Source organism: Propionivibrio dicarboxylicus (genome assembly GCF_900099695.1).
GTDB classification, from domain to species: Bacteria; Pseudomonadota; Gammaproteobacteria; order Burkholderiales; family Rhodocyclaceae; genus Propionivibrio; species Propionivibrio dicarboxylicus.
In genome coordinates, this window is record NZ_FNCY01000024.1 from 37683 (window position 1) to 63922 (window position 26240).

19 protein-coding genes are annotated in these 26240 nt (G+C 64.8%); 7 read left to right on the forward strand and 12 right to left on the reverse strand.

The features are described from left to right. The first annotated feature begins 71 nt into the window (after window positions 1-71). Window positions 72-452 carry an aspartate 1-decarboxylase gene (panD, locus tag BLR25_RS19085; RefSeq protein WP_091940096.1) on the forward strand — a complete coding sequence of 127 codons (381 nt, stop codon included), beginning with the start codon at window positions 72-74 and terminating at the stop codon, window positions 450-452. Here panD and BLR25_RS19090 read toward each other — a convergent pair whose 3' ends face one another. Continuing rightward, the gene (locus tag BLR25_RS19090) at window positions 453-2651 is read right to left on the reverse strand and encodes a hybrid sensor histidine kinase/response regulator (protein WP_218122820.1); all 2199 of its coding nucleotides are present in this window, start codon (window positions 2649-2651) and stop codon (window positions 453-455) included. 248 nt (window positions 2652-2899) lie between these two features. Between BLR25_RS19090 and serC the strand changes: the two genes are divergently transcribed. The 4 genes from serC (at window position 2900) to BLR25_RS19110 (ending at window position 6242) form a co-directional block, all read left to right on the forward strand. After that, window positions 2900-3982 (forward strand): 3-phosphoserine/phosphohydroxythreonine transaminase, encoded by a 1083-nt coding sequence (serC, locus tag BLR25_RS19095; RefSeq protein ID WP_091940100.1) that lies wholly within the window; start codon window positions 2900-2902, stop codon window positions 3980-3982. 117 nt (window positions 3983-4099) lie between these two features. Next, on the forward strand, window positions 4100-5269 hold the full coding sequence (locus BLR25_RS19100; protein ID WP_176785988.1) for a phosphoglycerate dehydrogenase: 1170 nt from the start codon (window positions 4100-4102) through the stop codon (window positions 5267-5269). 57 nt (window positions 5270-5326) lie between these two features. Next, complete coding sequence (locus BLR25_RS19105; protein ID WP_091940104.1) at window positions 5327-5671, forward strand: DUF3088 family protein; 345 nt, start codon at window positions 5327-5329, stop codon at window positions 5669-5671. A 7-nt stretch (window positions 5672-5678) separates the two neighbouring features. Continuing rightward, window positions 5679-6242, forward strand: coding sequence for a c-type cytochrome (locus BLR25_RS19110; RefSeq protein WP_091940106.1), 564 nt, complete (start codon window positions 5679-5681; stop codon window positions 6240-6242). Window positions 6243-6246: 4 nt separating this feature from the next. On the opposite strand, the gene BLR25_RS19115 is transcribed toward BLR25_RS19110, so the two are convergent. From BLR25_RS19115 to BLR25_RS19145, 7 genes are all read right to left on the reverse strand, one after another. Further along, window positions 6247-6939, reverse strand: coding sequence for a tetratricopeptide repeat protein (locus BLR25_RS19115; RefSeq protein WP_176785989.1), 693 nt, complete (start codon window positions 6937-6939; stop codon window positions 6247-6249). Beyond that, the gene (locus BLR25_RS19120; RefSeq protein ID WP_091940110.1) at window positions 6936-8837 is read right to left on the reverse strand and encodes a heme lyase CcmF/NrfE family subunit; all 1902 of its coding nucleotides are present in this window, start codon (window positions 8835-8837) and stop codon (window positions 6936-6938) included. Before BLR25_RS19120 ends, BLR25_RS19115 begins: the two co-directional genes overlap by 4 nt. A 67-nt stretch (window positions 8838-8904) precedes the next feature. Then, complete coding sequence (locus tag BLR25_RS19125; RefSeq protein ID WP_218122821.1) at window positions 8905-10632, reverse strand: ammonia-forming cytochrome c nitrite reductase subunit c552; 1728 nt, start codon at window positions 10630-10632, stop codon at window positions 8905-8907. 211 nt (window positions 10633-10843) lie between these two features. Beyond that, the gene (locus tag BLR25_RS19130; protein WP_091940112.1) at window positions 10844-11458 is read right to left on the reverse strand and encodes a glutathione S-transferase family protein; all 615 of its coding nucleotides are present in this window, start codon (window positions 11456-11458) and stop codon (window positions 10844-10846) included. 13 nt (window positions 11459-11471) lie between these two features. Then, window positions 11472-12164, reverse strand: a complete 693-nt coding sequence (locus tag BLR25_RS19135) for a glutathione S-transferase family protein (RefSeq protein WP_091940114.1) — start codon at window positions 12162-12164, stop codon at window positions 11472-11474. Between the two features lie 10 nt (window positions 12165-12174). Continuing rightward, the gene (locus BLR25_RS19140) at window positions 12175-13350 is read right to left on the reverse strand and encodes an NYN domain-containing protein (protein ID WP_091940116.1); all 1176 of its coding nucleotides are present in this window, start codon (window positions 13348-13350) and stop codon (window positions 12175-12177) included. 62 nt (window positions 13351-13412) lie between these two features. Beyond that, on the reverse strand, window positions 13413-14429 hold the full coding sequence (locus BLR25_RS19145; RefSeq protein ID WP_091940118.1) for an RNA methyltransferase: 1017 nt from the start codon (window positions 14427-14429) through the stop codon (window positions 13413-13415). A 166-nt stretch (window positions 14430-14595) separates the two neighbouring features. Here BLR25_RS19145 and BLR25_RS19150 point away from each other — a divergent pair, with 166 nt between their 5' ends. Then, complete coding sequence (locus tag BLR25_RS19150) at window positions 14596-18510, forward strand: EAL domain-containing protein (protein ID WP_091940120.1); 3915 nt, start codon at window positions 14596-14598, stop codon at window positions 18508-18510. A 48-nt stretch (window positions 18511-18558) separates the two neighbouring features. After that, on the forward strand, window positions 18559-19599 hold the full coding sequence (locus BLR25_RS19155; protein WP_091940122.1) for a GMP reductase: 1041 nt from the start codon (window positions 18559-18561) through the stop codon (window positions 19597-19599). A 100-nt stretch (window positions 19600-19699) separates the two neighbouring features. On the opposite strand, the gene rsmA is transcribed toward BLR25_RS19155, so the two are convergent. From rsmA to pagP, 4 genes are all read right to left on the reverse strand, one after another. Continuing rightward, window positions 19700-20479 (reverse strand): 16S rRNA (adenine(1518)-N(6)/adenine(1519)-N(6))-dimethyltransferase RsmA, encoded by a 780-nt coding sequence (gene rsmA, locus BLR25_RS19160; protein WP_091940124.1) that lies wholly within the window; start codon window positions 20477-20479, stop codon window positions 19700-19702. Continuing rightward, window positions 20476-21477 (reverse strand): 4-hydroxythreonine-4-phosphate dehydrogenase PdxA, encoded by a 1002-nt coding sequence (gene pdxA, locus BLR25_RS19165; RefSeq protein ID WP_091940126.1) that lies wholly within the window; start codon window positions 21475-21477, stop codon window positions 20476-20478. The genes rsmA and pdxA overlap by 4 nt, the downstream gene beginning before the upstream one ends. Beyond that, window positions 21467-22768, reverse strand: a complete 1302-nt coding sequence (locus tag BLR25_RS19170; RefSeq protein WP_091940128.1) for a peptidylprolyl isomerase — start codon at window positions 22766-22768, stop codon at window positions 21467-21469. The genes pdxA and BLR25_RS19170 overlap by 11 nt, the downstream gene beginning before the upstream one ends. 10 nt (window positions 22769-22778) lie before the next feature. Continuing rightward, window positions 22779-26240, reverse strand: a 3462-nt coding sequence (gene pagP / locus BLR25_RS19175) for a lipid IV(A) palmitoyltransferase PagP (RefSeq protein WP_218122822.1), incomplete at its 5' end; no start/stop codon positions are given.

Below are 26240 nucleotides of genomic sequence, written 5' to 3' on the forward strand. Positions count from 1 at the left end.
TGACAGCCCCGACACAGGGTCTAGAATCTCCCTCCCGGTTTCCCAACCTGCCAGCGCATCAAGACATCATCATGCAAAGAACCATGCTCAAATCCAAGCTGCATCGTGTCACCACGACGCACTCCGAGTTGCATTACGAGGGCTCGTGTGCGATCGACGACGATCTGCTTGAAGCAGCGGACATCATCGAGAACGAACAGATCGTGATCTGGAACGTCAATAACGGCGAACGCTTCACGACCTATGCCATCCGCGCCGAACGCGGGTCGGGCATCATCTCGGTCAATGGCTCGGCGGCTCGCCGTGCCGCCCCGGGCGACCTCCTGATCATCGCCAGCTTCGCCAATTACGACGAAGCCGAACTGGCGAATCACAAGCCGAAGCTCATCTACGCCGACGCGCAGAACCGTATCGCGCGCACCGGCGACACCATCCCGACGCAAAAAGCCTGATCATCCGACCGGCGGACGCGCGTCGTCCGCCCGGCGCAGCCTGGCCAGCACCGCTGCCAGTGCTTCGAAGCGGTACGGCTTGCTGATGAAGTCGTCCATTCCCGCCGCCTGACACTCCTGCCGATCGCTGTCGAAAGCATTGGCCGTCATGGCGACGATCGGAATCGGAGGCGTATTGCCGTTCTGGCGCTCCCAGGCGCGGATCATCCGTGTCGCCTGCAGCCCATCCATCACCGGCATCTGGATGTCCATCAGGATGACATCCGGGACAGCGCCGCCGACCACCGCATCCACCGCCTGCTGACCGTCCTCGGCGATCGACACGGCGACCTCGAGCTTGGCCAGCAAGGCTGAAATCACCTTGCGATTGACGGCGTTATCCTCGACGACCAGCGCGCGCATGCCGCGACACACGCCGTCGGCGGTCGACACACGCTCGCCCTGACGCGCTTCCTGGCCGGCGGCAACCGTTTCCGTCTCGCAAGTAAACCAGAAACGGGACCCCTGTCCGGGCACGCTCTCGACACCGACCTCGCCCCCCATCAGGTGTGCCAGACTCTGAACGATCGACAGGCCGAGACCGGTGCCGCCAAATTCGCGCGTCGTCGAGTTGTCGGCCTGGGAAAACGGCTCGAACAACGCCGCCAGCTTGTCGGCGGCGATGCCGATGCCGGTATCGCGCACCGAAAACTCCAGCAAGGCAGCGCCATCGCCGCGCCCGCATTCGCGGCCCTCGATCGTGACGCTGCCGCTCGGCGTGAATTTGATCGCATTGCTGACGAGATTCGCCAGCATCTGGCGCAGACGATAGACGTCGGCGCGGCAGCGCTGTCCCGCATCGCCATGCCACTCGCATTGCAACTGCAGATCCTTGCTCGTCGCCGACCCGGAAAAGAGATGGCCGACCTCGCGGATCAGCTGGTCCGGCGCGAACACGGCCGGCTCCAGCACCATCTTGCCGGCTTCGATCTTGGAGAGGTCGAGGATGTCGTTGAGCAGATTGAGCAGCGACTGGCCGGACGTCAGGATCGTCCGGGTGAACTCCTGACGCTCGGCCTCGGCCGTTTTCGGCATCAGCAGGAGTTGCGCCATGCCGAGGATGCCGTTGATCGGCGTGCGGATTTCGTGCGACATCGTCGCCAGGAAGCGGCTCTTGGCGAGATTGGCCGACTCGGCCTCGGCCTTGAGCCGGCTCATTTCGGCCAGATGCGCCTCGCGCTGCGACAGGATGCGCAGCAAGGCGAGCAGGGCGAGCAGCAGCACCAGCATGGCCGCCGCCGACATGCCGGCAATCGTCCAGGCCGAAGTACGCCAGCGCGCCAGGAAAAGATCCTCGGGAATGACAAGCACGACTGCCAGCGGATAGCGGTCAAGCTGCCGCGCCGCCGTCAGCCGCAGCTCGGGCTGCCCGGTCGAAAAGCGCGGCGTGCTGCGCAACAGCACGGCATCGCGCAGTTTCATGCGCTCAATCACCTCGTAAGCGCCGCCACTGCGGTTGATCGTGCCGATCACCTCGTCCCGGTACGGCCAGCGCGTCAGCAAGGTCAGATCGTTGCGAAACAGGCTGATCGTCGTGCCCTCGCCGGTATTTTTTGCGATGCGCTCGAAGAAGTCGGTGAACGCATCGACCGACATGCCGACCAGCACCATGCCGAGAAACTCACCCGACGCGTCGTTGAGCCGCCGGCTGATGTAGAAGGTCCACTTGCCGTTGCCCTTGTTGCGCACCGGCTGGCTGATGAAGTCGCCGAGCGCCGGATTATCGACGTGCGCCTTGAAATAGTCGCGCTCGGCGAGATTGATCGGCGGGATCGGATAGGCGCGACTGAAATTGATGTTGTCGCCGTTGGCTGCGACAATGCTGGCGACATCGATCTGCGGCAGGCCACGGATGCGCTCGCGCAGCATCTCGTGGATCTCGGGCGTCGCCAGCTTCTGGCGGAACGCCGCCTGATCCCGCACGCCGGCGGCACGAACCCGGTCGGTCACCGAGTCGAGCACGAGGTACGCAGCGAAAACCGTCTGTTCGGTCTGCTCGGCAAGCAGCAGCGACATGGTGCTCATCTGCCGCTGCCAGTCCTCGATCTCGCGTTCGCGCAAGGCCAGCACGGCAACGATCGCAACGACGGCCATGGCGACCATCAGCACGCCGCCGGCGATGCCGACGACGCGACTTGCCCGCAGCCGAAAGTCTCCCACGTCCATTCTGCCCCCCGCCGGCATCGCATCGGCATCCAGTGTATCCCCCGCAACGGCCTCCGGGCAACGATTTGGCGCGAGCCGCAGGCGATCGGCGAAGGCGACGGCCGGGCAATAAAAAGCCGTTCCCGGCGGAAACCCCGTAATTTCGCTAAAATTGCCGGGTTGGATCGTCATGCCCCGGTATGACGATCCTTGCCTTTTTCCGATTGCCCGTCTTTTCACCTTCCATTCAGAAAGGATTTTCCATGGATCGCATCTTCAATTTCAGCGCCGGCCCCGCCGCGCTGCCGCAGGCCGTCCTCGAACAGGCTCGCGACGAACTCGTCAACTGGCAGGGTTGCGGCATGTCGGTCATGGAAATGTCGCACCGCGGCAAGGAATACATGGGCATCCAGGCCGAGGCCGAAGCCGACCTGCGCGAACTGATGAACATCCCCGCCAACTACAAGGTGCTGTTCCTGCAAGGCGGCGCCTCGATGCAGTTCGCCATGGTGCCGATGAACCTCTTCCGCGGCAAAGCTTCGGCCGACTACCTCAATACCGGCGAGTGGTCGAAGAAGGCGATCAAGGAAGCCCAGAAGTACGGCAAGGTCAACGTCGTCGCCTCCTCAGAAGACAAGAACTTCACCTACGCGCCGGCCCAAAGCGCCTGGAAGCTCGACCCCAACGCCGCCTACGTGCATTACACGACGAACGAGACGATCGGCGGCGTTGAAATCTTCTGGACGCCGGAAACCGGCAATGTGCCGCTCGTCGCCGACATGTCCTCGGACATCCTCTCGCGCCCGATCGACGTCTCGAAATTCGGCCTGATCTACGCCGGTGCGCAGAAGAACATTGGCCCGGCCGGCCTGACCATCGTCATCGTCCGCGAAGACCTGCTCGGACAACTCGTCCCCGGCACGCCGACGATGTTCGACTACAAGATCGCCGCCGACAACGACTCGATGTACAACACCCCGTCGACCTATGCCATCTACATCGCCGGCCTGGTCTTCAAGTGGCTCAAGAAGAACGGCGGCATCGCCGCCATGGAAAAGGTCAACCGCGCCAAGGCCAAGCTGATCTACGACTTCCTCGACCAGTCGAAATTCTTCCAGTCGCCGGTCGCCGTCGAGAACCGTTCGCTGATGAACATTCCGTTCACGCTCAAGGACGCGGCGCTCGACGACGAATTCCTCAAGGCGGCGAAGGCCCGCGGCATGGTCCAGCTCAAGGGACACCGCTCGGTCGGCGGCATGCGCGCCTCGATCTACAACGCCATGCCGATCGAAGGCGTACAGGCCCTCGTCGCGCTGATGAAGGAATTCGAACAGCAACACGGCTGAGCCCGCCGCAACGCCCCGGCCGCCCTGCGCGGCCCGGGCGCTTTTTGCTGATGCCAACAACATGCGCCCGGCGCATCGTCCGCGCCGGTCACGACACTTAATGTCGAGGACATATTCATGACCCGCAAGATCCAGACGCTCAACTCGATTTCCAAGAAGGGCCTCGCCCGCCTGCCCGAGGGCTACACCGTCGCCAACGACATCGCCGCGCCGGACGCGATCCTCGTCCGCTCGCAGCTCATGCATGACATGGCGATAGCCGACAGCGTGCTCTGCATCGGCCGCGCCGGCGCCGGCACCAACAACATCCCGGTCAAGGCGATGAGCGACAAGGGCGTCGTCGTCTTCAACGCGCCCGGCGCCAACGCCAACGCCGTCAAGGAACTCGTCATCGCCGGCATGCTCCTCGGCACGCGCAACCTGTTTCCGGCGCTGCGCTTTGTCAACGGCCTCGTCGGCGACGACGAATCGCTGCTCAAGCAGGCCGAAGCCGGCAAGAAGCACTTTGTCGGCCACGAACTGCGCGGCAGCACGCTCGGCATCATCGGCCTCGGCGCGATCGGCTCGCAGCTCGCCGAGTCGGCCATCCAGCTCGGCATGAACGTCGTCGGCTATGACCCCGAAATCACCGTCGACGCCGCCTGGCGACTGCCCTCGCAGGTGCGCAAGGCGACCAGCGTCGATGACCTCGTCAAGCGCGCCGATTTCATCAGCCTGCACGTGCCGCTGCTGCCCGCGACCAAGGACCTGATCAATGCCGAACGCATCAAGCTGATGAAGAAGGGCGCCATCCTGCTCAACTTCTCGCGCGAAGGCATCGTCAATGACCGCGCCGCCTTCGACGGCCTCAACGAAGGCCGCCTGCACGCCTATGTCTGCGACTTCCCGAGCAACCTGCTGCGCAGCCATCCGAACTTCGTCGCACTGCCGCACCTTGGCGCGTCGACCGAGGAAGCCGAGGAAAACTGCGCGATCATGGTCGCCGAACAGGTCGCCGACTATCTCGAGAACGGCAACATCCTCAACGCCGTGAACTTCCCGAACATCTCGATGCCGCGCGAATCGGCGTACCGACTGGCGATCGCCAACGCCAACGTGCCGAACATGCTCGGCCAGATCTCGACCGCGCTCGCCGGCGCCGGGCTCAACATCCACAACATGGTCAACAAGTCACGCGGCGACTTCGCCTTCACGCTGGTCGATGTCGAAAGCGCCGTCCCGCAGACGCTGATCGACCAGCTCAAGACGATCGGCGGCGTGTTGCGCGTCCGTTACCTGCCGGCCTGATTCCAGACGGCATTCCCCGGGGGCGGCAAGGCCCCCGCTTTTTCCAAGGAGACCCTGATGAGCCGTGACATCCTGTTCCTGCTGGCCCCGGACCATATCCAGAGCGAAGGCAAGTTCCGCTACTGTCCCGACTGCGCGCTGGTGGCCGGCTATCTGAGTTTCTATCCGGCCGTCGCCAACGCGATCGACGTGCGTCGCGTCGCGCCACCGCGGCCGCGCCCCGAAATCGTCGCGCTGCTCGGCGAGGCGAACCAGGGCGCACCGGTGCTCGTCCTCGCCGCGTCGTCACCGACGCTGCCCGGCATCGCCATCAAGGAAGCCCAGGGCAAGCGCTTCATCGATGTGCCGGGCGACATCCTGGCCTATCTCGGCCAGCGTTATCCCGGCGGCCTGCCGCTCTAGCCATCCGATGCGCCAGACACTCGCCGCCCTGGCAGCCGCTTTCCTCAGTACCCTCGCCTTCGCCGCGCCGGCCGGGCTTGAGGCCTGCGCGCGCTGCCACGGTGTCGACGGCATCGCCACCGACCCGGCGACGCCGCATCTGGCCGGTCTCGACGCCGGCTACCTGAGCCGCCAGGTCGCCGCTTTCGCCGACGGCCGGCGGCGCCAGGACGACATGAGCACGCTGGCCGGCGACATCGATGCCGAACGCCTGGCGCCCCTCCTGCGCTGGTACGCCAGCCGACCGCCTTTCCCGGCCGGCGACGCAGCGCGTCCCGGCGCCGCGCAGACACTCTATGACGAAGGCCGGACGCAGATCGGCACACCGGCCTGCGTCACCTGCCACCAGCCCGACGGCGTCGGCAACGCGCGCTTTCCGCGCCTCGCCGGCCAGAAGAAGGCCTATCTCGTCGCGCAGCTCGAAGCGTTCAGGAGCGGCCGGCGGGGGACCGATCCGGCGATGACGGAAACGGCACGCAGCCTCAGCGCCGGTGACATCCGCGCGCTCGCCGACGCCCTCGGCCGCGACTAGCCCCCTATTTCGGCGATGACGCCGGCGCCGCCGCCTCGCCAAGACCGGCGGCGTGCTCGGCCTTACCGCGCGCCTGCTTGAGCGCCGTCTCGATATCCTGATAGAACTCGCTGCCGGGCGGCAGGCGCTTGAGCAGGTGCCGCCAGTAGAACGCCGCCTGCGCCCATTCCTGACGCTGGTACGCGGCCAGCCCGGCGAGTTCGAGCGCCTTTTCTTCCTGCGGATCGAGTTCGAGCGCGGCCTCGACCTTCGCCCGCGCACGCTTCTGCAGATCGCCCTGATCGGCCAGCGCCATCGCTTCGGCATGATGCGAGAGATAGCGCGCCGTCGTCGGCGCCAGCTTCACCGCCTTCGCCAGCGCCGTCTCGGCCTCGGCGATGCGCTGCTGCGCCTGATAGGCGCGTCCGAGCACATACCAGCCCTCGGCATCGTCGGGTTGTTTCTTGAGCCGCGCTTCGAGCGCTGCCAGCATCGCCTCGGCGTCGTGGCTGCGTCCCTGCAAGGCTGGCTCGACATCGAGAATCGCCGGCGCACCGAGTTGGCGATACAGCCCGAAGGTCGCCAGCGGTACGACAAGGGCGAGCAGCCAGAGCCAGCGCGGCTGTTCCCCGATCGTGCGACGCCGCCAGAGCGGCACGAGCGCGCTGGCCAGCGCGACCAGAACCAGGCCGGCAGCGGCTAAACCGAAGGTCATCATGCGCATTCTCCGGCAAGGGACTTGCGGCCGGCCATCGCTGCCAGCACGGCGCCGAGCGCCATCAGCACGGCGCCGGCCCAGATCCAGGCGATGAAGGGCTTGGCGAGTACGCGCAACGTCCAGGCATCGAGGCTGAGCGGATCGCCGAGCACAACATACAGATCGCCGCCCGGCCGCGACAAGATGGCCGACTCGGTCATCGGCAGCTTCGAGGCGTGATAGATGCGTTTCTCGGGCGACAGCGTCGCCAGCGGCGTATCGCCGCTGCCAAGCACGGCAACCGTGGCACGCACGGCCGAATAATTCGGCCCCGGCACTTCGACGACACCGTCGAAACGCAGCGCATACCCGGCAAATGAAAAACGCTCGCCGCGCGTTACGGTCAGGCTGTGTTCGCTTTCGAAACTGCTGACGAGGCCGATGCCGACGACGACGACGGCCAGCCCGCCATGCGCCAGCGCCATGCCGAGGCGCCGCCACGACAGGCCGGCGCGGATCACGCCCATCGCCGTGGCGACAACGATCCAGACCGACAGCGCGAGCGCCAGCACGGCCCATCCCTGCACCTCGCCGCCAAGCGCCAGCGAGAGCAGCGGCGCGGCTACCAGCGCCGAGAGTGCCGGCAAGCGCAGCCCGCGCCAGAAAACCACCCGGTCGGCCTGCTGCCATCCGGCAAACGGCGCCGCGCCGGCAAGCAGGAGCACCGGCGCCATCAACGGCACGAAGACGGCGTTGAAATACGGCGGCCCGACCGAGACCTTGCCCTGCCCAAGCGCGTCGAGCACGAGCGGATAGAGCGTGCCGAGCAGCACCGACCCGGTGGCTACGAGCAGCAGCATGTTGCCGCCCAGCACCAGCGTCTCGCGCGACAGCCAGGCGAAGGGCGCAGTCGGCGCCGCCGCCGATGCCCGCCGGGCGAGGATCGTCAGCGCGGCGCCGACGAGTAGCGCGAGCAGCAACAAGAGGAAGAAGCCACGCGCCGGGTCCTGGGCGAAGGCGTGCACCGACGAGAGCACGCCCGACCGGACGAGGAAGGTGCCGATCAGCGACAGGCCGAAGGTCCCGATCGCCAGGCTCATCGTCCACACCTGAAAGCCGCCGCGCCGGCCGGTCATGCCGAGCGAATGAAGCAGGGCGGTGCCGACCAGCCAGGGCATCAGCGAGGCGTTCTCGGTCGGGTCCCAGAACCACCAGCCGCCCCAGCCGAGTTCGTAATAGGCCCAGCCCGACCCGACGGCAATGCCGAGGGTGAGAAAAGCCCAGGCCAGCCGCGTCCATGGCTGCGCGCGCTTCGCCCAATCGGCGTCGAGCCGGCCGCAGAGCAAGGCGGCGACGGCAAAGGCGAAAGCGACGGCGAAACCGACGTAGCCGAGATACAGGAGCGGCGGATGCGCGACCATGCCGGGGTCCTGCAACAGGGGATTGAGGTCGAGCCCGTCGGGCGGCGGCGGATCGAGCCGCTGGAAGGGATTCGAGGTGAACAGGATGAAGGCCAGCATGCCGGCATTGATGGCGCCGAGCACGGCCAGCGCACCGCTGCCAAGATCGTCGGCGGCACCACGCGAGACGGCGACGGTCACCGTCCACAAGCCAAGCAGCACCGCCCAGAGCAGGATCGAGCCTTCATGCGAGCCCCAGGCGGCGGTGATGCGATAGCCGAGCGGCAGATGGCGCGACGAGTGCTCGGCGACGTTGAGCACCGAGAAATCATTGACGGCGAACGCCCAGACAAGCGTCGCAAAGCCGAAGACGACGAGCAGGCTCTGGCCGATCGCCGCGCCGCGCGCCGCCGCGGCGTGGGCCATTCGCCCGCGTGCCCCGGAAAAACCGAGCGCCGCCTGCACGAGCGCCAGTTGCAGCGCCACGATCAGGCCGATATGACCAAGTTCTGGAATCATGTTGCTCCACACATAAAAAGGGCGCGGAGAAAAACGCCTCCGCGCCCCCGATGCTTGCTACGGGTGCCTACTTCTTGGCGAGCGCCGCAATGGCGTCGTTGAGTACCTTGATGCCGGCCTGCGACGCGTCCATCGAACGCGTCAGCGACTCGCGCGCGGCACCCGGGTTATGGAAGCCGTCCGAATTCTCGGCCGTCCACCATTCCCAGTAGATGTGCGCCTGGTCGTGGTGCGCCTGCGCCTTCTTGATCGCCTCATCCGGCACGCCAGCGGCACGCGCCTTCGGGAAGGTGTCGATCAACTGCGCCAGCCAGTACTCCGCCTTGGCCAGCTTGCCGCGCGTGTAGTTCTGGATCGAATCGATCGTATACACGGCCTGCTGCTCGTTCATGTCGTTATGACACTTGAGACAGGTGTCCTTGACGTTGTAGCGCGGCGAACGCTGGAAGTGCGAGGTGTAGGTCTTGCCGTCCTGCTTGATCTTCGGCATGTGGCAGCTCTTGCACTCGACGTTGTTGCGTTCGTGCGCGCTACCCCAGAAGGTCTCGGCCTCCGGATGCTGGATCTTGGAGAGCAGGGCGCCGGTCGTCGCGTGCTTGAAGTCCTTGAACGAGATCTTCTCGGCCGCTGCCTTGTAGTCGAAGACGTTCGACCAGAAGTAGTGGTTGGCACGACGGTCGGCCATCGTCACGCTGAGCTCGCCGGTCTTGGTGTCGAAGCCCGGGTTGCAGTTGTATTCGACGTGGCACTGCGCGCACATCAGGTTCGAATCGGGCTTGTTGAGCACGCCGATCGCCCGGAAGCCGTCGCGGAAGGTCACCTTGGTCATCGTCACCTTGCCGCTCTTGGCCTTGTCCTGCGGATAGGTGCCCATGCCGCGATCGACGACCGCCTCGATCAGCGCATCGCGAACGACGCGCGGCGCCGTCGAGTGCGGATCGTGACAGGTGTAGCAGTTCATCGGGTGCTTGAGATCGCGGACGAAATCGACGACCTTCGAGGTGCGCGACCACTTCGCCTTCGGATCGGGATCGCCCATGTACTTCCACTTGAGGATGTGATCCTGCGTCTTGCAGTTGAGGCAGACCGGATTCGATGCCGTTGCCGTCTGCGGCATGAACACTTTCTGATCGCTCGACGACGGATCGGCATCCTTGAGCAGCGCGCTCCAGAGCTGCGTCTCGGCGCCCTTGCCGTCGGCCAGCATGCTCCAGTCATTGAGCTGGAAACGGCCGCCATAGCTACGGTCGATCAGCAACTGGTCGAGCAGCATGAAGATGTGGCTGCGCGGCTCGGTATGCTCCTTGGTGAAGCCATGCGGTGCCATCAGCTTGTCGAAGAGCGGCGAGCGGCCCTTGTAGGTCGCCTTTTCGATGCGCGCCTTCGATTCGTAATTGACCGAGAGGAAGGATTCGTACTGCGGCTGGTGGCAGGTGCCGCAGACCGCGTGGTCGGTACGCGTGGCGATCGGCGCCTTGCCGTCCTTGGCCACATGCTCGTCGAAATTGGTGTGACAGGTCGCGCAATTGACGCTGGCATGCTTGCTCGAGACGTGGAATTCCTTGATGTCCTTGTGGCAGGAATAGCACGCCGCGACATCGGCCTGCTTGTCCTTGGCCATCGCCGTCTTCGGCAGTGCGCCGCGGACCTGCTCGAGCGTCTTCTGCGTCACCTGATCCTGCTGTTTGACGACCGCCGGATCGGGCTGTCGTGCCTCGGCAACGCCGATGCCGAGCACCGTCGCGCAAATCGCCAACACACCGACCAAACCCGCCTTGATTTTTTTCGTTCGCATGGGGCCTCCCGTGAGATGGAATGACTTTGGCACTTCCGGCAGTATAGGTAACCGGCCGGGAAGCGCAATGTCATTTTTCCGGAACGCCGTCGACGACGTTCCTCGCCCGCGAACTTAGCACGGGCGCCGCCGTATTTTTTTGATCGGCATCAAAAACGCGCGTTGCCGGCGTCCGGGTGTTGCGTAGAGGGTCCAGTCCGGCCGAACGGGATCAGCCGACGCTTGGCCGCCCCGCGATGCGGTCGCGCCAGGCCTGCAGGTGCGCGAGCCCGGCGTCGCCGGCGCGGAAGCGAATCAGCCGGGCGAATTCGAGAGCGCAGAAGGCGGTGATGTCGGCGATCGTGAAGCGTTCGCCGGCGACAAAGGCCTGCCCGGCCAGCGTCGCGTCGAGCGTCGCCGCTGCCTCGCGCATGCGTACGCCCTGCACCGCACCATAGTCGGCGAACTGCGGCTGTTCGAGCGGGGCGAAGCCGGGATGCGTATGACGGATGTGCTGCATCAGCGGCACGAAGAAGCCGAATTCGATCTGGCGATCGGCCATCTCGATGAAAGCGCGCTCGTCGCTGTCGCGGCCCATCAGGTTCGGTTCCGGGCAAAGTCCTTCGAGGTAGGCGCAGATCGCCCGCGACTCGGACAGGCAGCGGCCGTCGTCAAGTTCGAGGACCGGCACGCGACCGAGCGGATTGCGGCGCAGGAAGGCCTCGGTCCGATGCTCGCCGGCGTTGAGGTCGACCGCGACGCGTTCGATGCCGGCAATGCCCTTTTCGGCGATGAAGATCTCGACGCGCCGCGGATTCGGCGCCCGGGGGGCGGTGTAGAGTTTCATCCCGTTCTCCTTTTCAGCGTTTGCCGGTCTCGACCATTTTCAGCGCTTCCTCGGAAAACTTGCGCGCCGTGTCGGGATCGTTGCGGGCGTCGACGTTCGACGGCGGCCTCAGGATGCCGCGTTGCACCGCCGGCCGGGCGCGGATCGCCGCGATCCAGCGCTGCAGATGCGGAAAATCGTCCACCTCGACGCCGGACCAGCGGTGCGTGCGCACCCAGGCCCAGTTGGCGATGTCGGCGATCGAAAAATCGCCGGCGAGATATTCGTGATCCTTGAGCTGGCCGTCGAGCACGCCGAACAGCCGGCGCGTCTCGCCCTGATAGCGGTCGATCGCCACCGGAATCTTTTCCGGCAGATAGCGGAAAAAGACATTGGCCTGCCCCATCATCGGGCCGATGCCGCCCATCTGGAACATCAGCCACTGCAGCACGCGTGAGCGCCCCTTGGCGTCCGCCGGCAACAGCCGTCCGGTTTTTTCGGCCAGGTAGATCAGGATCGCGCCCGACTCGAAGACGGCGAAATCGTCGGCGTCATGATCGATGATCGCCGGAATGCGGCCGTTCGGGTTGATCGCCAGGAACCACGGTTCCTTTTGTTCGAGCTTGCCGAGATCGAGCACGCGCAGTTCATAGGGCAGCCCGAGTTCCTCGAGCGCGATCGAGACCTTGTGTCCGTTCGGCGTCGCCGCCGTAAAGAGTTCGATCATGAGGGTCTCCTCAGGAGGTCGCGCCACCGTCGCTCTTGGCGGCAGCCGCCTTGGGTTTACGCGGCCGCCGACTGCGCGACGCCGCTTTGGCCTTGGCCTCGGATGCGGCCGCAACCGGCGCCGCCTCGGCGACAAGCGCCGGCACCTCGACCGGCAACTCGGGAACGCTCGCCACGACCGGCGCAGGCTCGGGAGCGGCGGCAACCGGCGCTTCCTCGGCCGCCACCCGCTTGCCGCGTCCGCGCCGCTTGACCGGGCTGCGTGATTTGACCTCGCCCTCCGGCGCCGGTGTCTCGGCAACAGCCTCGACCACTGCCGCCTCCGGCACGACAACGCTCACCGCCGCTTCCGGCGCGAGAGACAGGACGTCGGCCCGACCGACCGGCAGGGCGCTGCGCGAGACAAAGGCGCCCGATTTCTCGTCGCGTCCGAGTTCGATCAGGCCGCGCGACTGCGCATCCTCGAGCAGATTGCCGAAACTGCGGAAACCGTAGGCACTCTCGGCAAAATCGGGCTTGCGCCGCTTGAGCGCCTCTTTCAGCATCGACGCCCAGATCTTGCCGCTGTCGCCACGCTCGGCGACGAGTGCATCGAGCGTCTCGACCGCCAGTTCGACCGCCTCGCTGCGCCGCGCTTCGAGTTCCCCGGGCAAGCGCCGCGGTGCCGACTGCGCCGCCTTGGGATCGCGCCGCGCCGCCTTGCGCTGGTTCTCGCGCACGAGATCGTCATAAAAGATGAATTCGTCGCAGTTGGCGATCAGCAAATCCGAGGTCGAGTGGCGGACGCCGACGCCGATCACGTACTTGGCATTTTCGCGAAGCTTCGAAACCAGCGGCGAAAAATCCGAGTCGCCGCTGACAATGACAAAAGTATTGACGTGCGATTTGGTGTAGCAGAGGTCGAGCGCATCGACGACCATGCGGATGTCGGCGGAATTCTTGCCGGACTGGCGCACATGCGGAATTTCGATCAGCTCGAAATTGGCCTCGTGCATGCCGGCCTTGAACGGTTTGTAGCGATCCCAGTCGCAATAGGCCTTCTTGACGACGATGCTGCCCTTGAGCAGCAAGCGTTCGAGCACCGGCTTGATGTCGAATTTCTCGAGCTTGGCATCGCGCACACCGAGCGCGACGTTCTCGAAATCGCAGAACATCGCCATGCTGACGGTTTCGGGGGATGCGGCCATTGGATTCTCCTTGTTCGAATGGGCGGAGTATAGCCCGCCGCCGGTGATGACGCTCGAATTGGCTAGGCAGCGCCGTCGGCGAGGCTGCGGGCGCGCAACTGGCCGCAGCCGCCATCGACGTCCTGGCCGGCCGAATCGCGCAGGCAGGCGACGATGCGGCGACGGCGCAGGCGCGCGACGACCTCGACCAGGCGTTCCGGCGACGGACGGCGGAAGGGTGACCCGTCGACCGGATTGAAGGGGATGAAGTTCATCATCGCGTACTTGCCTTCCAGCCAGTCGGCGATCCGATCGATATCGGCATCGCCGTCGTTGACGCCCGCCAGCAGCGTCCACTGGTACTGGATCGGATAGCCGCAGGCACGTGCATAGTCTTCGCCAAGCGCGACGAGTTCGGCCGGTTCGATCGCCGGCGCCTTCGGCAGCAACTGCCGCCGCAGTGCCGGATCGGTCGTATGCAAGGAGAGTGCCAACGCCGGCTTGACGGGAGCATGCGGCAGGCGATCGAAAACCCTGCGATCGCCGACCGTCGACAACACCAGGTTCTTGTGGGCGATACCGCCCTCGCTGCCCATCAGCGCGATCGCTTCGAGCACGGCGTCGAGATTGTGCGCCGGCTCGCCCATGCCCATGAATACGACCTTCTTGACTGGTCGCAGCGACCGCGCCAGCACCAGTTGGGCGACGATCTCGGCGCTGCCGAGTTGACGCAGAAGGCCGCTCTTTCCGGTCATGCAAAAAGCACAGCCGACGGCGCAGCCCACCTGCGTCGAGATGCAAACGCCATCACGCGGCAGGAGCACGCTCTCGACCGTCTGCCCGTCGGCCAGTCCGACCAGCAGGCGGGCCGAACCGTCGCCGCCCGGGTGCCGTGAGCGCAAGCACGCCAGATTTGCCCATTCATGGGCGAGCGCCGGCAGCGCCTCGCGCAAAGCGCGCGGCAGGCAATGTTCAGCGGGCTGGCGGCGCGCGCCAGCGTCGAGCGGACGCGCCGCCAGCCAGGCCGCAAGAATGCGACGGACATGGCCGGGTTTGGCGCCGAGCGACTCGAGCCGCTCTCGGAGGAATTCAATACGCATGGGAAGCGAATCCTACACCAAGCGCCCGTTTCGTTTGTAGCTGCTGGGATGCGCTGCCCCGGCGCAGCCTCGATGCCGCTCCCTTCGTTTGTCGACAAATCCGGGAATGTCGGTGACAATTCCAATATCGTAAATTCCGCCCACTGCCGTCCCCCGACCCTTCCCGATGAGTGCCACGCCGAGCAAAACGCCCTGGAGTCCGCCGCCGATGCCGCGGCTGGGTTCGCTCAAGGCGCGCATCACGGTCACCGCACTCGTCATTCTGCTGGCCGGCATCTGGTCGCTCTCCTTCTTCGCCAACCAGATGCTGCGGCGTGACATCGAGCGCATGCTCGGCGACCAGCAATATTCCATCGTCACACTGATCGCAACGCAGATCGAGCAGGAAATGGCGGGACGCATCCTCGCCCTGAACCGGACCAACAGCCTGGTCGCCGAAGCGATGGGGCACGGCAATGCCGCCCTGCAGACCTTTGTGGACAGCCGAGTCAATCTGATGGCGATGTTCAACGGCGGCATCGTCGTCACCGACGCCAAAGGCGAGGTCATTGCCGACAGCGCACCGCCGCGCCGCCGCGCCGATGCCCTCGGTATCGATGCCGAGACGCTGGGCAACCTCTTGCGCAACGGCCAGGCGACGGTCAGCCGACCGACGCAGGGCCGGAACGCTCAAAGCGCACGGTTCGCGATCGCCACGCCGGTCTTCGGTCGCGACAACAAAGTCATCGGGGCGCTGATCGGGATCACCGACATCGACGGCCAGAACTTTCTCGACTCGATCTCCCACAACCGCTATGGGCGGACCGGCCACTACCTGCTCGTCGACGGCCGTCATCGCCTCATCATCACCAGCACCGGCCAGCGACGCGTCCTTGAACGCCTGCCCCCATTGGGTACCCGACCGATGATCGATGCGTTTGTAGCCGGACGGGAAGGCTCACAGATCCATCGCAATGTGCAAGGCGTCGAAGTGCTGAGTTCGGTCAAGCGTATCGCATCGGCCGGCTGGCTGGTGGTCGCCGACCTGCCGACCGACGAGGCGTTCGAGCCGATCCGCGACATGCAGTGGCGCGTCTGGATCGTCTCCCTCCTGCTCAGCCTGGTGACCGTCAGCCTGATCGGCTGGATCCTGCGGCGGCAATTGTCGCCGCTCGACCACGCCACCCGCCTGCTCGCCGCGCTTCCGGACGATTCCCTGCCGCGGCAAGCCCTGCCGGTGGCGCAGAACGACGAAATCGGGCAACTGATCCGGCGCTTCAACCGCGTGCTGCAGACGCTCTGGCAACGCGAAGCGGCCCTGCGCGAAAGTGAGGAACGCTTCAAGGTCCTCTATGACGCCTCCTTCGGCGGCATCATGATCCATGATAACGGCATTATTATCGACTGCAACCAGGGGCTCTGCGAGCTCTCCGGCTACAGCCGCGACGAGCTCATCGGCAGCGACGGATTCCTGCTCGTCACGCCCGAATGCCGCGACGCCATCCGCCAACATGCCCAGAGCGGCTACGAACAGGCGATCGAGGGAATCGGCCTGCGCAAGGATGGTTCGCGCTATGACATCAGCGCCGCCGGCAAAAACATTCATTACAAGGGTCGGACGCTCCGCGTCACCGAGCTCCGCGACATCGGCGCGCGCAAACAGGCTGAAGACTCGCTGCGGCAAAGCGAGGAAAGCTTCGGCAACTTCTTCCACAAGAATTCATCGGTCATGCTCCTGACCGAGCCTTTCACCGGCGAAATCGTCAACGTCAACGAATCGGCCTGCCGCTACTACGGCTACACGCGCGAGCAGATGATCGGCATGAACATCAGCGTCATCAACACCATGGCGCCGGCACAGATTTCCGAGCAGCGCCTGCGGGCGCTGAACAACGAATGCAACGTCTTCTACTTCGTGCACCGCCTCGCCTCGGGCGAGTTGCGCGACGTCGAGACCCACCTCTCGCCGATCGATCAGCACCACCGTCCGCTGCTCTTCTCGATCATCCACGACATCACCGAGCGCAAACGCGCCGAAGAAAAGCTCGAACTCGCCGCCAGCGTCTTCTCGCATGCGCGCGAAGCGATCATGATCACCCGCGCCGACGGCACGATCATCGACGTCAATGACGCCTTCACCCGCATCACCGGCTATGCCCGCGGCGAAGTCATCGGCCGCAATCCGCGCATGCTCGATTCGGGACGACAGGGACGCGAATTCTTCGCCGAACTCTGGCAGGCGCTGCGCGAGAAAGGCCATTGGTACGGCGAGATCTGGAACCGCCACAAGAGCGGCGACCTCTACGCCAGCCTGCAGACGATCAGCACGGTCTTCGACGCCCGTCGCGTCCCCCAACATTATGTCGCGCTCTTCTCCGACATCACGGCGTTCAAGGAACACGAGAAGAAACTCGAGCATGTCGCCCATTATGATGTACTGACGACGCTGCCCAACCGCGTCCTGCTCGCCGACCGGATGAAGCAGGCGATGGCCCACGCCTTGCGGCGCGGCCAGCTGCTTGGCGTCGCCTATCTCGACCTCGACGGTTTCAAGGCGGTCAACGACCAGCACGGTCACGAAACCGGCGATCGCCTGCTGATCGCCCTGGCCGAACGGATGAAACAGTCGCTGCGCGAGGGCGACACGCTGGCCCGCCTCGGCGGCGACGAGTTCATCGCCGTGCTCGGCGACCTCGGCTCGCCCAGCGCCAGCCTGCCCTTGCTGAGCCGCATGCTCGAAGCGGCGGCGACGCCGGTGCTCGTCGGCGACCTTGAATTGCGCGTTTCGGCCAGTCTCGGCGCCACCTACTTCCCGCAGGCCGACGACGTCGACGCCGACCAGTTGCTGCGCCAGGCCGACCAGGCGATGTACCAGGCGAAACTGGCCGGCAAGAACCGATTCCACCTCTTCGACGCCGAGCAGGACCGCAACGTGCGCGGCCACCACGAAAGCCTCGAGCACATCCGGCGCGCGCTCGAAGCCCGCGAACTCGTGCTCCACTACCAGCCCAAGGTCAACATGCGCACCGGCGCGATCATCGGCACCGAGGCCCTGATCCGCTGGGCGCACCCGGAGCGCGGACTGCTCCCGCCCGGCATTTTCCTGCCGGTCGTCGAGGAACACCCGCTGGCGGTCGACATCGGCGAATGGGTGATCGAGCATGCCTTGCAGCAGACCGAAGACTGGCAGCATCAGGGAATCAACCTGCCGGTCAGCGTCAACGTCGGCGGGCGGCAACTGCTGCACGGCGACTTCACGCAACGACTGCGCGACGCGCTCGGCCGGCACCCCGCCGTAGCGCCCCAGCAACTCGAGATCGAGGTGCTCGAAACGAGTGCGCTCGAGGATCTCGTCCGCGTCTCGCAGATCATCAACGACTGCCAGGCGCTCGGCGTCAGTTTCGCGCTCGACGACTTCGGCACCGGCTACTCGTCGCTGACCTACCTCAAGCGGCTGTCGGTCAATCAGCTCAAGATCGACCAGAGCTTCGTCCGCGACATGCTCGACGACCCCGACGACCTGTCGATTCTCGGCGGGGTACTCAACATGGCGACCGCCTTCCGCCGGCAAGTTATCGCCGAAGGCGTCGAGACCGTGGCGCATGGCACCATGCTGCTGCAACTCGGCTGCGAACTGGCGCAGGGCTACGGCATCGCCCGGCCGATGCCGGCCGAGGCGATTCCCGGCTGGATCGCCTCCTGGCAACCGAACGAGGCCTGGACCAGCATGCAAGCGGCCAGCCGCGACGACCTGCCGCTGCTCTTCGCCGGCGTCGAACACCGGGCCTGGGTCACCGCCGTCGAGGACTTCCTCAACGGTCGCCGCAGCGGCCTGCCGCTCTCGCACCACCAGTGCCGGTTCAGCGCCTGGCTCGACGAGGAAGGCCGGGCGATGCACGAAGACCGCCCCGCCTTCATCTCGGTCATTGAACTGCATCGCGACATCCACCAGCTCGCCAGCCGGCTGTGCAGCGCCGAACCGCCCCTCGCCGCCGACATTCGCGTCGCCGGCATTGAAGAACTTCGCCAGCTGCGCGACAATCTGCTCGCCCAGCTGCAAGCGCTGATCACCGACACACGTTCCGACGCGGACCGGAATTAGTCCGCCCCTCCCCTTTATCACTCATCACTGCAACACAGGAGCATAGCCATGCGTATCGAACAGGACATCAAGCTCGACTTCAAGGACGTCCTCATCCGGCCAAAGCGCTCGACGCTGACGTCGCGCTCGGAAGTCGACATCTCTCGCGAGTTCGTTTTCCTGCACTCCAAGAAAAAGTACAGCGGCATTCCTATCGTCGCCGCCAACATGGATGCCACGGGCACCCTTGAAATGGCGCGGGCATTGGCGCGGCACCGGCTGTCGGCGGCCCTGCACAAGCATTACAGCGACGAGGAATTGCTCGCATTCTTCGCCGAACCGGGCGCCGGCGCCAGCCACTTCTACTCGATGGGCATCACCGTTCCAGACCTGGAAAAATTCAGGCGCATCATGGACAAGGCCAACGGCACGATCACCAACGTCTGCGTCGACGTCGCCAACGGCTACACCAAGGCCTTCATCAGCTTCATCCACAAGCTGCGTGCCGCCTATCCTGAAATCACGCTGATGGCCGGCAACGTCGTTACCGGCGAAATGACCGAAGAACTGATCCTCGACGGCGTCGACATCGTCAAGGTCGGCATCGGCCCCGGCTCGGTGTGTACGACGCGCAAGATGGCCGGCGTCGGCTATCCGCAGTTGTCGGCAATCATCGAATGCGCGGACGCCGCGCACGGCCTCGGCGGACTCATCTGCGCCGACGGCGGCTGCACCTCGCCGGGCGACCTGGCCAAGGCCTTTGGCGCCGGCGCCGACTTCATCATGCTCGGCGGCATGCTGGCCGGACACGACGAATGCGGCACCGACTTCGTCGAGGTCAACGGCGTGCGCAAGATGCGCTTCTACGGCATGAGTTCGCGCGAGGCGATGAACAAGTACTCCGGCGGCGTCGCCGGTTACCGCGCCTCCGAAGGCAAGGAAGTCCTCCTCGACGCACGCGGCCCGATCGAGGCGACGCTGCAGGACATCCTCGGCGGCGTCCGTTCGGCCTGTACCTACGTCGGCGCGACCAAGCTCAAGGAACTCTCGAAGCGCACGACCTTCGTCCGCGTCACGCAGCAGCTGAACGAAGTCTTCGGCAAGTCCTGAGACGCTGTACCCGCCCGCCCCGGCAGCGCCGGGGTGGGGCATCACCTTAGAGCCTATTTCGGTAGGGATCGTGGGCCGCGAGCTCTACCGAAATAGGCTCTTAAGCCAGGGCGTTGACGATGCGGACGTAATCCTCGACGGCCAGTTCCTCGGCACGTGCCGTCGGGGCGATGCCAAGGCGCTCGAACAATTCGGGCGCAACGAGATCGCGCAGCGTGTTGCGCAGCATCTTGCGCCGCTGCGAGAAAGCCGCAGCCACCAGCGTCGTCAGCAGGGCCGGGTCCCGCGCCGTCAACTCGGCAGCCGGACGCGGAATCAGGCGAACGACCGCCGAATCGACCTTCGGTGCCGGATCGAAACACTCGGGGGGCACGTCGAACAGCCGATCGATATAAAACCGGTACTGCAGCATCACCGACAGACGCCCGTAATCGGCCGTTCCGGGGAGCGCCGCCATGCGATCGACAACTTCCTTCTGCAGCATGAAGTGCATGTCGGCGACATGATCGGCAAAGCCGGCGAGATGAAAGAGCAGCGGTGTCGAGATGTTGTAGGGCAGATTGCCGACGACATGCAGCGGCGGCGCCCCTTCGCCGCACAGGCGGGCGAAATCGAAGGCGAGCGCATCGCCCTCGTGAATACTGAGTTTTTCGGCCGGAAAGCGCTGCTTCAACCGGGCGACGATGTCGCGGTCGATCTCGACGACGTCGAGGTGGTCGAGACGCTTGAGCAGCGGCCCGGTCAGCGCGCCAAGACCGGGGCCGATCTCGACGACGCGCGCATCGCGGCGCGGCGCGACGGCGTTGATGATGTCGGCGATGACCTGATCGTCGATCAGGAAATTCTGGCCGAAACGCTTACGGGCAATATGCGCACTCATCGCGCCCGCTCCGCCATGTCGATGGCCTGCTCGACAGCGACGAACAGGCTGCCGGGGTCGGCCGATCCTGTGCCGGCGAGTTCCAGCGCCGTGCCGTGATCGACCGAGGTGCGGATCACCGGCAAGCCGAGCGTGACATTGATGCCCTGTCCGAAACTCGCGTATTTCAGGGCCGTCAGCCCCTGGTCGTGGTACATCGCCAGGACGCAGTCGCCCTTGGCCAGCAGCGGCGGGGTGAACATCGTATCGGCCGGCAACGGGCCGGTCAGCATCATGCCTTCGCCACGCAGCCGTTCGAGGACCGGCGTGATAACCTCGATCTCCTCGCGTCCGAGATAGCCGCCTTCGCCGGCATGCGGATTCAGTCCGGCGACGAGAATGCGTGGTGCCGCAATGCCGAATTTCCGCTTCATGTCGGCCTGCAGGATGCGCAGGGTTTCTTCCAGCGATTCGGCGGTGATCGCCGCCGGCACGTCGCGCAACGCCAGATGCGTCGTCGCCAGGGCAACGCGCAAACCGCCGCCGGCCAGCATCATCACGACGCGGCCGGTTCCCGTCTTCTCGGCCAGGTATTCGGTATGCCCGGTGAAAGCGATGCCGGCGTCGTTGATGACACCCTTGTGCACCGGCGCCGTCACCATCGCCGCGAATTCACCGGCGCAGCAGCCGGCCAGGGCGCGATCGAGCAATTGCAGCACATAGCCGGCATTGCCGGGATCGAGCCGACCCGGCGTCGACGGCCGGGCGAGCGGCAGCGAGAGGACGTCGAGTACGCCATCCTCCGGCGCGCGATCGGGCTGCCACGGACGCAGTTGGCACGCGATCTTCGTCTCGTGCGCGCGTTGCGCCAGCAGGTCGATATCCCCGAGCACGACGGGCTGGGCACGCCCCCGCCAGGCGCCCTCCCCGGCCAGACGCAGGCAAAGCTCCGGACCGATGCCGGCAGGCTCTCCTGACGTCACCGCGATGCGCGGCAGCGCGCTCTTGCTAGGGCTCATCGAGCCGGCTCTCGACATAGGCGCGATCGCGCTCCTGGCGCAACCAGTCCTGATAGGCCTCGTCCTGCCGGCGCTCCTTGAGCAACTGGCGCACCGATGCGCGCTTGCGATCGCCGGAGGCTTCCTGAACGCGCCGTTCCTCGACACGAATCAGGTGATAACCGAAGGGCGAACGGACCGGGCTGCTGAGTTCCCCGGGTTTCAGGCCGTCCATCGCGCGCTCGAATTCCGGCACGGTGTCGCCCTGATACAACCAACCGAGATCGCCGCCCTTGGACGCTGAGGCGTCCTGGGAGAAGAGCCGTGCCAGTTCCTCGAACTTGGCGCCGTTCTTGAGCCGCTCGTGCAAGTCCTCGATCTTGTGTCGCGCCTCGGTATCCGAGACCAGCTCATTGACCTTGATGAGGATATGGCGCGCCCGCGTCTGCTTCACGGGCGCCATCGCCGACAGACCGCGTTTGGCGACAAGCTTGACGATATGGAAGCCATTCGAACTACGAATCAGCGGCGCCACCTCGCCGACCTTGAGTTTCTCCGCGACATCGGAAAACACGCTCGGCAAGCGGTCAAGCGGACGCATGCCGAGACTGCCGCCCTGCAAACCGTCGGGGGCATCCGAATAGGAAGCCGCCATTTCCGCGAAATCCTCGCCGTTTTTCAGGCGGTCGTAGATCTGGTCGGCTTTGGCGCGCAAGCGCTGGATTTGTTCCGGACTCGCCGCTTCCGGCGCCCGCAACAGGATGTGCGCGATCTCGTATTCCTCGCCGGACGACCCGACAGCCGATTCGCCGCTCAGATAATTGTCGATTTCGCCTTCGGAAACGACGATTTTTGCGTCGACCTCACGTTCGCGCAGTCGCGCAATCGTCATCTCGGCGCGAATATCCTCACGGAATTTCGTGAAGGCGATGCCATCCTGCTGCAAGGCATCGCGGAACTGCGCCAGCGACATCTTGTTACCGGCGGCAATCCGTTGCAGCGTCTGCTCGAGCTGTCCGTCATCGACGCGCAAGCCGATTTCCTTGGCCCGCTGCAACTGGATCTTGTCCGTCACCAGGCGCTCGAGCATCTGTCGTTCCAGCACATCGCGCGGCGGCAAACGCGTTCCCTGCCGACGCAGTTGGCTGAGCGCCAGTTCGAGGCGATCGTTCAGTTCGACATAGGTCACCACTTCATCATTGACGACGGCGACGATCCTGTCCGCGGCCTGCACGCCGCGCCCCGCCCCCTGGGCCCACGCCGTTCCGCTCAGCAGACAACACAGACATAGCCACGGAAATAGACGCTTCATGCGTTCACCCTCATTGCAAGTAATCGGACCCGGTACTGGGTTCGTTGATCAGGCTGTAGCCCTGGATACTCCGCCGCAAGATACCGACCGGATTGAAGCCGACACTGGCGAAATCGTTGAGTTCGAGCTGGATAAAGAAAGCCGACGAGGCCGTCGACGAGGTCAGCGCCGTCCGCTGGATGACGCCGCGCACCACCCAGCAACCGCCGTTGTACTCGACGCCCGCCACGGCCTGCACGACGCGGCCGGTCTGGCTCGTCGTCGACAAGGTGGTTCCGGTATCCTTGAACGAATAATTGAAACGCCCGAGGCCATAGAGCCGGCCGGCGAGCGGCCACTGCCCGGAAAAGTCGACCTGGTTGGTCGGCGCACTCTGATCGGCGTTGTAGCGATAGGCGGCATTCAGTACCTTGCCCGGTTCCGGCAGGTAACGCATGCCGAGCGACTGCCGCTTGAAGCGCTGGTCGGCGAAGTTGTACTGCATTCCAAGGTCGGCATATACCTTCGGCAGCACCTGGCCGCTAAAGGCCGACAGGAAGTCGGACTTATCCCAGGAACGGTCGTTTGCGCTGGCAAGCGTATTGGAACTCAACGCCACCTGGTTACGCGAGAAATAGAAGCGTTCGCCAACCATCACCCGGACGATCTCGGCGCCAGTCTTCGGGTCAAGCAGGCGGCTCGTCGCCGCCGCCGTCAACTGATTGGCGTTGTTGATGCGATCCCAACCCGAGAACTGATTCTCCGAGAAGATCTGGGCGAAGTTGAAGTCGGCCAGCGCCGCATCGAAAACCGGGATGTTGTCCTGGTTCCGGTACGGAATGTTGACGTAATAGAGGCGCGGCTCCAGGGTCTGCGTATAGTCACGGCCGAACCACTGGCTCGAGCGCTCGAAGGTCATGCCGGAATCGAAGCTCATGATCGGCACGCTCGTGCTGACCGACGCCGGCACCCCGGTCGCCTGCCGCGTCAAGGCGTACTGCCGCATGTTCAGGCCGATCTTCGGCGTCACGTACCAGCCGGGCGTGACATAAGGCATGGCGAGTTGCGGATAGAGCACGAGCCGCTGCCCTTCGGGGTCCGAGATCTTGGTACCGTTGATGATCTGCACCGGCTTGGTAAAGGCCGTGTATTGCCCCATGAAAATACCGTCAGCATTCCATAGATCCGGCCGGCGGGCATTGACCGTGATCTGCGGCAACATGCGGTACTGTTCGGCGACCGGGTTGGCGGCATCGGGCTGCAGCGTCTGGTAGGTCTGGAAGTTCGCCGTGGCATTCCACCAGCCGCCACCGCTGTAGCCGACCATTCCCTGTTGCAGCAACTGGGTTTGCGAGGTCGCGGTGATGTTGCTCGACAGGTCGGTGAAATACGTGTCGTCCGAAACCTTGTTGTAGTTGACCAACCCGGTAAAGCCGTTGCCCGTGCTCTGCCGGTGTTGCAGCGAAATGCCGTAACGCGAATCGCCGCTCTTGGCTTTGTCGCCGGGCAAGGTTTCAACACGCGCTTCGCCCGAATAAATACCGCCATAGGAGGTATTCAGGTAACGGAAATCGGTATTGAGCTGAACGCCGCGCTTGGCCATTTCCCGCGTCGTGATCGTCGCGTCCATGTTCGGCGCGATATCCCAGTAATACGGCACGCTGAGCGACATGCCGCTGTTGGTCGTCGTGCCGAAGGTCGGCGCCAGCAGTCCGGACTTGCGTTGGCGGTTCAGCGAGAACGGCAGCCACGGCGAATGCAGGATCGGCACATCCTTGAAATACACCGTCGCATCCTTGCCGTCGCCACGTTCCTGGTCGTAGTCGAGCTTCAGTTCGCTGGTCTTGACGTACCAATCGTCATTGCCGGGTTTGCAGGTGGTGAAGGAACTGTTGACCAAGCGGTAGTGGTTCTCGCTCTCGAAATCGATCCAATCGGCTTCGCCGCGCCCATCCGATTGCGCCCGCCCGCGATTCGGCTGGTTGTAGAAATTCTGCACGAAAGCACGCGGCACATCGAAACCGGAATTCCAGTAATCGCCGCGGCTCTGCTGTTCCAGCGACGCTTCGACCGCGGCATTGGCTTCGGCCGCCTTGCTACCGGTCGCCGGCTTGCGCCGGATCAGGAAGCTGGGTTGTTCGAAGAAGCCCACCTGGTCTTCAAGCCGCAAGCGCATCTTCGGGCCGCTGACGACATCATTCTCCTGTTCGAGACGGACATTGCCCTCGGCCTCGACCTCATCCTCGACCGGCCAATAAGTCAGGCGATCGCCGGTCAGCACCGTGCCGACCTTCCGCAACTGCGCGGCCCCCTCGGCGTTGAACTCGCGCTCGACATCGCCGCCCATCCGGTGGGCGCTCAAGAAGACGGGGCGAGGCTCGTCACTCTTGCGCTTCTGCGGCGCCATCTGGCGGGACGACTTCAGCGCCATCGCCGGCATCGCATCCGGCGCACTCTCGGCAACCGCCTGCTGGGCCACACCTGCAGACCCTGCATCGCCAACCGCGGCACCGCCCCTCGTGCTTGCGACATCCGCCGAGGACGCCGCCGGGCGGCCTGCCGCGGGCGCTGCCCCCGCGAGCGAACCGTAGGACGAGGTCAGACCGGGAATATCGAGCGCAGGACCGTAGGGGACACGCCGTGCCTGACGCGGCGCCGTGACATCGACCGGTGCCTTCGCCAGCGCGGTTTCCTCGATAGGGGCCGGCCGGGCCGGCGTACCGATCCGCTCGCCGTCCTTACCCATTTCCCATTTCGCCCAGAAAAAGGCGACGTTGCCCCACCCGGCGCCGCCGGGGATAAAGGCTCCGTTCAAGCTGAAATTCTTGTAGGCAATCGACCCCGCCGGCACAACCAGCGGGAACGGTTTGTAATTGATGATATCGGTCCGCGACATCAGGCCGCCGACATAGCCGAGGCCCAGGCGCCAATCATCGGCCGGTCGCCAGATCGACTGCCAGCCATATCCGGCCATGTACATCGGCTTGAAATGGGAGTCCTGGAAGGCCATCGCATAAACGCCTTCCAGATCGCCTTTTTCATTGTAAAAACTGCGGCCAAGGCCAAAGCCCTTGGGTTTTTCCTGATAGGTCGCAATTTTTTCCTGCGAATAGGCGCTGCGCAGATGATAGGTTTCGAACGGCAGATAGAGTTCCAGACTGCCCTGCTGATAGGCGTTCGCTACCGGCGCCCACCAGCGTTGATACCAGGGACGCTCATCACGCGCCTGCGGCTTCATCGCCAACGACACGGGTTTCTGCCGCGTCGTCGCCAACGACTCGGCGTCTGGCATCGGCACAGACTCGCTCAAGCCGATCAACGCCGGATCGACCCGCAAGGGCGCCAGCGCCGAGCCAACCGGCGCAACACCGGACGTTGCCGTTGGACGTGCGGCAAATACCGGGGACGGCGCGGTCACCGTGCTCACGCGCTTCTGCGGCGACACAGCCGTCGCCTGAGTCGCCTGAGTCGCCTGAGTCGCCTGAGTCGCCTG